The sequence below is a fragment of the Mycobacteriales bacterium genome, from assembly GCA_035995165.1.
GTDB lineage: Bacteria > Actinomycetota > Actinomycetes > Mycobacteriales > CADCTP01 > CADCTP01.
On sequence record DASYKU010000020.1, the window covers coordinates 50619 to 59336 of the forward strand.

The window sequence follows — 8718 nt, forward strand, 5'->3', positions numbered from 1 at the left end:
AGGGATCAGGTCGCGGCGACCGCCTTCTGCACCGCCCGCCTGGTCAGCACCCGGGCCAGGTGCTGCCGGTAGTCGGGCTGGGCCGAGAGGTCCGCGGCCGGCTCGGTGCCCTCCGCGGCCGCCTCCGCGGCCCGGGCGATGCCACCGTTGCGGGCCGACGTGCCGGCCAGCAGCTGCTCCGTCGCGCTCGCCCGTATCGGGGTCGTGCCCATGTTGGTCAGGCCGACCCGGGCCTCGGCGATCGTGTCGCCCTCGGTCCGGACCAGCGCGGCCACCCCGACGATCGCCCAGGCCTGCGCGACCCGGTTGAACTTCTCGTACGCGCTGGACCAGCCGGCACCGAGCACCGGCACCCGGACCTCGACCAGGATCTCCCCCGGCCGGACCGCGGTCTCCAGGTAGTCGGAGAAGAACTGGCCGGCCGGGACCGTACGGCGGCCGTCCGGTCCCTCGATGACGAACGCCGCGTCCAGCGCCAGCGCCACCGCCGGCAGGTCGCCGGCCGGGTCCGCGTGCGAGAGCGCGCCGCCGAAGGTGCCCCGGTGCCGCACCGCCGGGTCGGCGACCGTGCCGGTCGCCTGGGCCAGCAGCGGGCAGTGCTCGGCGATCAGCGGGTCGTGCAGCACGTCGTAGTGGGTCGTCATCGAGCCGATCACCAGCTCGTCGCCGTCCCGCCGGACGCCCCGCAGCTCGCCGAGACCGCCGAGGTCGATCAGCGTGCTCGGGTACGCCAGCCGCAGCCGCAGCAACGGCAGCAGGCTCTGCCCGCCGGCCAGCACCTTGGCGTCGTCGCCGGCCCGGCCGAGCTCCGTGACCGCCTCGTCGACCGAGTGCGGCCGCAGGTAGTCGAACTCCGGGGGGATCACTCGGCACCTCCGGCCGTCGTCGCGGTCTGGGAGCCGCCGTAGGCGACGGTGCCCTCGGCGGCCCGGTCGCCGCCGTCGGACCCGTGTTCGTTGATCGCCCGCCAGACCCGTTCCGGCGTGCAGGGCATCCGGAGATCGGTCACGCCGAGGTGCCGGACCGCGTCCACGACCGCGGCCACGACGGCCGGGGTCGAGGCGATCGTGCCGGCCTCGCCGACGCCCTTGACCCCGAGCGGGTTGGACGTCGCCGGGGTCTCGGTCCGGTCGGTGATGAAGTCGGGCAGGTCCGGCGCGGCCGGGACCAGGTAGTCGACCATCGTGCCGGTGGTGAGGTTGCCGTCGGTGTCGTAGACGGCCTCCTCGTACAGGGCCTGGGCGATGCCCTGGGCCAGGCCGCCGTGCACCTGGCCCTCGACGATCAGCGGGTTGATGACCTTGCCGATGTCGTCCACCGCGACGTACTTGCGGATGGTCGGCTTGCCGGTCTCGGTGTCCACCTCCATCGCGCAGAGGTGGGTGCCGTGCGGGTAGGAGAAGTTCTCCGGGTCGAGCACGGCCTCCGCGTTGATCGTCGGCTCCATGCCCTCGGGCAGGTTGTGCGCCGCGAACGTGGCCAGCGCGACGTCCTGGATCGTGGTCTTCGCGTCCGGCGAGCCCTTCACCGAGAACGTGCCGCCGCTGAACTCGACGTCGCCCTCGGCCGCCTCCAGCAGGTGGGCGGCGACCCGGCGGGCCTTCTCGACCACCTTCTGCGCGGCCAGGTGCACCGCGACGCCACCGACGACCAGCGAGCGCGACCCGTACGTGTCCATGCCCTGGGGCGAGGACCGGGTGTCGCCGTAGATCACGCTGACGTCCTCGAACGGCACGCCGAGCGCGTCGCCGGCGATCTGGCTCCAGCTCGTCACGTGGCCCTGGCCGTGCGGCGTGGTGCCGGTGACGACCTCGACCTTGCCGGTCGGCAGCACCCGGATGGACGCCGCCTCCCAGCCGCCGGCGCCGTAGGACAGCGAGCCGAGCACCCGGGACGGGGCCAGCCCGCACATCTCGGTGAACGTCGAGATGCCGATGCCCAGCTGGATCGGGTCGTTGCGGTCGCGGCGCTCCTGCTGCTCACGGCGCAGCTCGTCGTACCCGAACAGCTCCATCGCCCTGGCCGTCGCGGCCTCGTAGTTGCCGCTGTCGTAGGTGAGGCCCGCGATCGTCGTGTACGGGAACTCCTCGTGCTTGATCCAGTTCCGCCGGCGCAGCTCCATCGGCTCGATGTCGAGCTCGTTCGCGAGCTCGGTCATGATCCGCTCGATCGCGTACGTCGCCTCGGGACGGCCGGCGCCGCGGTAGGCGTCCGTCGGCGTCTTGGTCGTGAACACGCCCGTGCAGCGGAACTTCAGCGCGTCCATCTTGTAGATCGAGTTGTACATGAACGCGCCCAGCACCGGCACGCCCGGCGTGACCAGCTGCAGGTACGCACCCATGTCGGCCTTGAGGTCGACGGACAGGCCGAGGATCTTGCCGTCCTTCGTGGCCGCGATCTCGATGTCCTGGATCTGGTCCCGGCCGTGGATCGTGGCCTGGAAGCCCTCGCTGCGCGACTCGGTCCACTTCACCGGGCGGCCCAGCTTGCGGGCGACGACCAGCGCGATGACCTCTTCCGCGTACACGTTGAGCTTGGAGCCGAAGCCGCCGCCGACGTCCGGGGCCACCACGCGCAGCTGCTGCTCGGGGATGTTGCAGGTCAGCGCCAGCATCAGCCGCAGGATGTGCGGGATCTGGGTGGCCGAGTAGACCGTGTACTCGTCGCCCTCGGTCAGCGGCTCGACCACGACCGCGCGCGGCTCCATCGCGGCCGGGATCAGCCGCTGCTGGATGTAGCGGCGCTTGACGACGATGCCACCCTCGGCCTCGGCCCGGGCCCGTGCGGCGTCGTAGTCGCCGGAGTCGAACGGCCAGAGGAAACACTTGTTGGTGCCCTTGTCCGAGTGGACCAGCACCTCGTCCTTCAGCGCCTCGGTCATGTCGGTGACCGCGGGCAGCGGCTCGTAGTCGACCTCGACGGCCTCGATCGCGTCGGCGGCCGCGTACCGGTCGCGGGCGACGATGACCGCGACGGCCTCGCCCACGTGCCGGACCTCGTCGGTGGCCAGCGGGTGGTGGTCGGGGTGGACCATGTCCGGCGTCACCGGCCAGGCGCAGGGCAGCACGCCGAGCGCGTCGCCGAGGTCGGCCGCGCTGAACGCGGCGATCACGCCGGGACGCTCCAGCGCCGGGCTCACGTCGATGCGGGTGATCCGCGCGTGCGCCATCGGGCTGCGCACGATCGCCAGGTGCAGCAGGCCCGGCAGCTGGATGTTGTCGGTCCAACGGGTCCGGCCGGTGATGAGCCGGCGGTCCTCCTTGCGCTTCAGCGGCTTGCCGATGTGCCGGGTCGCGTCCGGGGCGTCCAGCGCCTCCGGGTGCTCCTCGATCTGCTCGGCGATCATGCCGGCGTCGATCTGCTCGGTCATGCGGTCACCTCCGCGGGCTGCTCCGCCGCGGCCGGCTCGGCCGACTTCTCCGCGGCCTGGCGGACCGCCCGGACGATGTTCTGGTAGCCGGTGCAGCGGCAGAGGTTGCCCTCCAGGCCGTGCCGGATCTCGTCGTCGCTCGGGTGCGGGTTCTCCTTCAGCAGGTCGACCGAGGCCATGATCATCCCCGGCGTGCAGAAGCCGCACTGCAACGCGTGGTTGTCGTGGAAGGCCTGCTGCACGGGGTGCAGCTCGCCCGGCGGCGACAGGCCTTCGATCGTGGTGATCGTGGTGCCGTCGGCCTGCACGGCCAGCACCGAGCAGGACTTCATGCTCTGCCCGTCGACGTCCACGGTGCAGGCCCCGCAGTTCGAGGTGTCGCACCCGATGGGGGTGCCGACCTTGCCCAGCCGGTCGCGCAGGTAGTGCACGAGCAGCAACCTCGGCTCCACCTCGTCCCGGTACAGGACGCCGTCGACGGTGACTTCAATCCTTGCCATGGGCTGTCTCCCCCATCGCCTTCTCCGGTAATGCCGATCACCCTAGGTCGGGGGTGGGGCGGCCGAAAGCTGGCCGAACGGAGAGCACTCTCGCGCGTACGGCGGGGGTGCGCCTCGGGTCTCCGCAGGTGCGGATCTTTCTCCGTCTCAGCTCCGCAGAATCGAATGTAAGGCGCGGTTGGGACCGCGCGTCGGAGGTACGGCGCCCGCGCGGGCGCCGTATCCGCGGAACTGCTCGTTCGTCCGGTGCGAGGGGGTCAGCGGCGCCGGGTCAGCGAGCGCCAGCCGCGACCGGACCCAGCCGTCTCGGGCGCGTCGTCACCGTCCGCCGACCCACCCTTCGCCACCGTCTCGGCCTCGACCGGCTCCGCCTCGACCGGCTCCGTCCCATCCGGCTCGGCCTCGACCGGCTCCGCCTCGACCGGCCCCGTCCCAGCCGGCTCGGCCTCGACCGGCCCCGTCCCGGCCGGCCCCGTCCCGGCCACGGCCACGGCCGGCTCGGCATCGGGCTCGGCGTCCTTCACCGGCACCGGCTCGTCTTCCGGGACCGACTTCGGCTCGGTCGCGGTGACCGGCGCGGGCTCGTCGTCGGAGACCGGCGTCGGCCCGTCGTCGGTGACCGAGTCGGCCTCGTCGTCCGTGACGGACTCCGGGTCGTCGTCCCCGGCGACCACAGCGCCGGCCGGCGCGTCGTCGTCCTCGGCCTCGGCGTCGCCGGCGGTGGGGTCAGCGGCGGCGGAGTCCGTCGGGGTGGTGGACCTGGCATCGGTCGCGGGCCTGGATCTCGTCGTACCGGCGTCCCCGGCCGCGGAGGTGGCGACCGTGGCGGACTCCGCGGCTGCGGAATCGTCGTCGATCGGCTCGCCGTCGGAGCCGACCGGCACCATGCCCGGCTCGACCACGGTCTCGCGCGGCCCCGGGTGCAGCAGGAAGTAGATGAGCCCGCCGATGAAGACCAGGATGCTGGTCCAGACGTTCAGCCGGAGCCCGAGGATGTGGTTGGCCGTGTCGATCCGGAGCATCTCGATCCAGACCCGGCCCGCCGTGTAGCCCATCACGTACAGGGCGAGGACGCGGCCGCGGCCCATCCGGAACCGGCGGTCGGCCCAGATCAGCACGCCCGCGAGCGCCAGGTCCCAGATCGACTCGTAGAGGAACGTCGGCTGGTACGTCGTGACGCCCGGCACCGTGCTCGGCCGGTCGGGATCGATCTGGACCGCCCACGGCAGCGACGTCGGCCGCCCGAACAACTCCTGGTTGAAGTAGTTGCCCCAGCGCCCGAGCGCCTGCGCCACCGCGACGCCGGGCACGACCGCGTCCGCGAACGGCGGCAGCTTGATCCCGCGCCGGCGGCAGCCGATCCAGGCGCCGACCCCGCCCAGGGCGATCGCGCCCCAGATGCCGAGCCCGCCCTCCCAGACGTAGAACGCCCGCCAGGGGTCCCGGCCGGCCCGGAAGTAGAGCTCGTTGTCGGTGATGACGTGGTAGAGCCGGCCGCCGACGAGACCGAAGATGACGGCCCAGACGGCGATGTCGGAGACGGTGCCGTTCTTCCCGCCGCGGGCGACCCAGCGTCGCTCCCCGATCCAGATGGCGGCGATGATGCCGACGATGATGCACAGCGCGTACGCCCGGATCGGGATCGGTCCGAGGTCCCAGACGCTGCGGCTGGGACTCGGGAACGACGCAAGAATCACCCGCCGAGTCTAGGGCGACGGGTATACGCCCGGTTCAGCCCACCCGCACGGGTCAGTGCCGGCCGCCGTCGGTGCTGGTCCAGTCGTCCGGGCTCGGCGGCGCGGGCAGCGCGAGCAACCCGGCGGGACCGGTCGCGGTCAGCTCGACCCAGGTCCCCGCGGACCCGGCCGGCGCGCTGCCGGTCCAGGTGCGGCCGCCGGCCCCCGGAGCGCCGGTCCGCCGCCGCCGGCCGCCGTCACCCGGGCGCCGCAGCCGCTCGGCACCAGCCGGACGAGCAGCAGTGCCAGCGCCCACGGACGCCGCCGGAAGATCACCGCGGGCACCGTGTCACAGGCGGCTGACCGCGACTAAGGTTCGACACATGGGCGACGTGACTCGGGCCGCCGCGGCGGTTCTGTGCGACGGTGAGGGTCGGGTGCTCCTGGTCCGGAGGGCCAGTGCGCAGCACCGCTGGGGTCTGCCGGGCGGCCACATCGGCCCGTCGGACCTGCCCGCGGACGCGGCGCTGCGCGAACTGCGGCGGGAGACCGGCATCGAGGCCGAGGTCGTCGACCTGCTCGGGCTCTACCACCTCTGCGGGCACCTCCCCGGCGACGAGGAGGACCTGCCCGACCTCCTGACCTACGCGTTCCGCTGCGAGCTGGTCACCGGCGAGCCGGTGCTCAACGGCCGCGGCCGGATCGACCACCTGGGCTGGTACGGCGCGGACTGCGAGCCGGGCACGGTGACCGCGACCGCGCACGCCGCGCTGCAGGACAGCGCGAACAAACTGTCCGGTGCGGTGCGCCGGCTGACGCGGGACCTGGAGTCGGCCTGATGCGGGCAGCACTGATCCGGGAGCACGGCGGTCCGGAGGCGATCGAGGTCGCCGAGCTGCCCGACCCCACGCCCGGACCGGGGCAGCTCCTGGTCGACGTGGCCGCGGCCGGGGTGAACTTCGTCGACGTCTACTTCCGGACCGGGGCCTATCCGGGCGAGCTGCCGCTGCAGCTCGGCACCGAGGCCGCCGGCACCGTCGCCGCCGTCGGCGAAGGCGTGACCGGGGTGTCGCCCGGGGACCGGATCGCCTGGGCCATGCGCCCGGGTGCGTACGCGACACGGGCCCTGGTCGACGCCGCCGTGGCCGTGCCGATTCCGGCCGGGGTGAGTGACGAGGTCGCCGCCGCGGTGCTGCTGCAGGGCATGACCGCGCACTACCTGACCACCGACACGTATCCGGTGCAGCCCGGGGACACGGTCCTCGTACATGCGGGCGCCGGCGGCACCGGCGCGCTCATCACGCAGTTCGCGGTCCGGCGCGGCGGCACCGTGCTCGCGACGACCTCCACCGAGGAGAAGGCCAAGCTGGCCCGGGAGGCCGGCGCGGCCGAGGTGATCCGGTACGACCAGGCCGACGTGGCCGAGGAGGTCGCCCGGCTCACCGGCGGTGCCGGGGTCGCGGCCGTGTACGACGGGGTCGGCGCGTCGACGTTCGACGCCAGCCTGGCCAGCCTGCGCCCGCGCGGATACCTGGTCCTCTTCGGCGCCTCCAGCGGCCCGGTGCCGCCGGTGGACCCGCGGCGGCTGCAGGCCGGGGGGTCGCTGTTCCTCACCCGGCCCACGCTGGCGCACTACATGGCCAGCCGGGAGGAGCTGCTGGCGCGGTCGGCCGCGGTGTTCGACGCAGTCGCGTCCGGGGAGCTGGCCGTCCGGATCGGCGGGCGCTACCCGCTGGACGAGGTCGGCCGGGCGCACGCGGACCTGGAGAGCCGCCGCACCACCGGCAAACTGATCATCGACTGCGCGGGCTAGCGAGAGAGCCCGGCCGCGATCTGCGCCCAGGACCAGCCGAGACCCCGGGCCCGGTCGCCCGTCCGGCGGGCCGGCGAGACGGCCGGTCCGGCGGGTCGCGGATCCAGCCGGTCCGGTGGGTTCAGCGGCGGCGGCGGACGCCGTCGGCGAGCTCGGCCGCGAGCGTCGCCACCGCCTGCGCCGCCTGCGCGTCCGACCCGGCGTCGAGCACGGCCCGGACGAACGCGGACCCGACGATGACGCCGTCGGCGTACCCGGCGACCTCGGCGGCCTGGTCGCCGTTGGACACGCCCAGCCCGACGCCGACCGGCAGCTCCGACACGGCCCGGACCCGGGCGACCAGCCCGGGCGCGGCCGCGGAGGTCTGCTCCCGGGCCCCGGTCACGCCCATCACCGAGGTCGCGTAGACGAACCCGCGGCACAGCGCCGAGATCCGGGCCACCCGCGCGTCCGTCGAGGACGGCGCGACCAGGAAGACCGGGGCGAGATCGTGCTTGTCGGCGGCGGCCAGCCAGGGGCCGGCCTCCTCCGGGGGCAGGTCCGGGGTGATCATCCCGGCTCCCCCGGCGGCGGCGAGGTCGGCCGCGAACCGGTCCACGCCGTACTGCTCGACGGGGTTCCAGTAGGTCATCACCAGGACCGGGATGCCGGTGGCGGCGACGGCCTCGACCGTGCGCAGCACGTGCGCCGGAGTGGTCCCGGCGGCCAGCGCCTTGTCCACCGCCCGCTGGATCACCGGCCCGTCGATGACCGGGTCCGAGTACGGCAGCCCCAGCTCGAAGACGTCGACGCCGGCGGACACCATCGCGGTGAGCGTCGCGTCCGGGGTCAGGCCGGCCGGCAGGTAGCCGACCAGGGCGGCGCGGTGCTCGGCCTTGGCCGCGGCGAAGGTCTCCGACAACCTCACAGCGCGCGCTCCTCCGGCCGATCGCCGGGCGCGAGCGCCAAGCGATCGGCCCTCGTCGCTCTCCGCTCGCGCTGCGGGCCCTCGCGCTCGCTCACAGCAGGCCGAACCAGCGGCCGGCGGTGTCCATGTCCTTGTCCCCGCGCCCGGACAGGCAGACCAGCACGACCTTCTCCGGCCCCAGCTCCCGGGCCAGCTCGACCGCGCCGTGGACCGCGTGCGCCGTCTCGATCGCGCACAGGATGCCCTCGGTGTGGGCGAGCAGCCGCAGCGCCTCCATGGCCTGCTCGTCGGTCACCGACCGGTACGTCGCCCGGCCCGAGTCGTACAGCCAGGCGTGCTCGGGCCCGACCCCGGGGTAGTCCAGGCCGGCCGAGATCGACGCGGTCGGCAGCGTCTGCCCGTCCGGGTCCTGCAGCAGGTAGGTGCGCATGCCGTGCAGCACCCCGGGCCGG

At 73.8% G+C, this 8718-nt stretch carries 9 protein-coding genes; 2 read left to right on the plus strand and 7 right to left on the minus strand.

The features are described from left to right. Positions 1 to 5: 5 nt before the first annotated feature. The 5 genes from VGP36_03565 to VGP36_03585 form a co-directional block, all read right to left on the minus strand. Positions 6 to 866, minus strand: a complete 861-nt coding sequence (locus tag VGP36_03565; GenBank protein ID HEV7653801.1) for a xanthine dehydrogenase family protein subunit M — start codon at positions 864 to 866, stop codon at positions 6 to 8. Then, complete coding sequence (locus tag VGP36_03570; GenBank protein HEV7653802.1) at positions 863 to 3370, minus strand: xanthine dehydrogenase family protein molybdopterin-binding subunit; 2508 nt, start codon at positions 3368 to 3370, stop codon at positions 863 to 865. Before VGP36_03570 ends, VGP36_03565 begins: the two co-directional genes overlap by 4 nt. Next, positions 3367 to 3870 carry a (2Fe-2S)-binding protein gene (locus tag VGP36_03575; protein ID HEV7653803.1) on the minus strand — a complete coding sequence of 168 codons (504 nt, stop codon included), beginning with the start codon at positions 3868 to 3870 and terminating at the stop codon, positions 3367 to 3369. The genes VGP36_03570 and VGP36_03575 overlap by 4 nt, the downstream gene beginning before the upstream one ends. A 257-nt stretch (positions 3871 to 4127) precedes the next feature. After that, positions 4128 to 5567: a prolipoprotein diacylglyceryl transferase gene (gene lgt / locus VGP36_03580; protein HEV7653804.1), complete on the minus strand. Its 1440-nt coding sequence runs from the start codon at positions 5565 to 5567 to the stop codon at positions 4128 to 4130. 52 nt (positions 5568 to 5619) lie between these two features. Next, positions 5620 to 5862 carry a hypothetical protein gene (locus VGP36_03585; protein HEV7653805.1) on the minus strand — a complete coding sequence of 81 codons (243 nt, stop codon included), beginning with the start codon at positions 5860 to 5862 and terminating at the stop codon, positions 5620 to 5622. 67 nt (positions 5863 to 5929) lie between these two features. Here VGP36_03585 and VGP36_03590 point away from each other — a divergent pair, with 67 nt between their 5' ends. Then, on the plus strand, positions 5930 to 6385 hold the full coding sequence (locus tag VGP36_03590; GenBank protein HEV7653806.1) for an NUDIX hydrolase: 456 nt from the start codon (positions 5930 to 5932) through the stop codon (positions 6383 to 6385). Further along, on the plus strand, positions 6385 to 7359 hold the full coding sequence (locus VGP36_03595; GenBank protein ID HEV7653807.1) for a quinone oxidoreductase: 975 nt from the start codon (positions 6385 to 6387) through the stop codon (positions 7357 to 7359). The genes VGP36_03590 and VGP36_03595 overlap by 1 nt, the downstream gene beginning before the upstream one ends. A gap of 121 nt (positions 7360 to 7480) precedes the next feature. On the opposite strand, the gene trpA is transcribed toward VGP36_03595, so the two are convergent. Both trpA and VGP36_03605 read right to left on the minus strand, forming a co-directional pair. Next, positions 7481 to 8266 carry a tryptophan synthase subunit alpha gene (gene trpA, locus VGP36_03600; protein HEV7653808.1) on the minus strand — a complete coding sequence of 262 codons (786 nt, stop codon included), beginning with the start codon at positions 8264 to 8266 and terminating at the stop codon, positions 7481 to 7483. Positions 8267 to 8357: 91 nt separating this feature from the next. After that, the coding region (locus VGP36_03605; GenBank protein HEV7653809.1) for a pyridoxal-phosphate dependent enzyme at positions 8358 to 8718 on the minus strand (361 nt) is incomplete at its 5' end.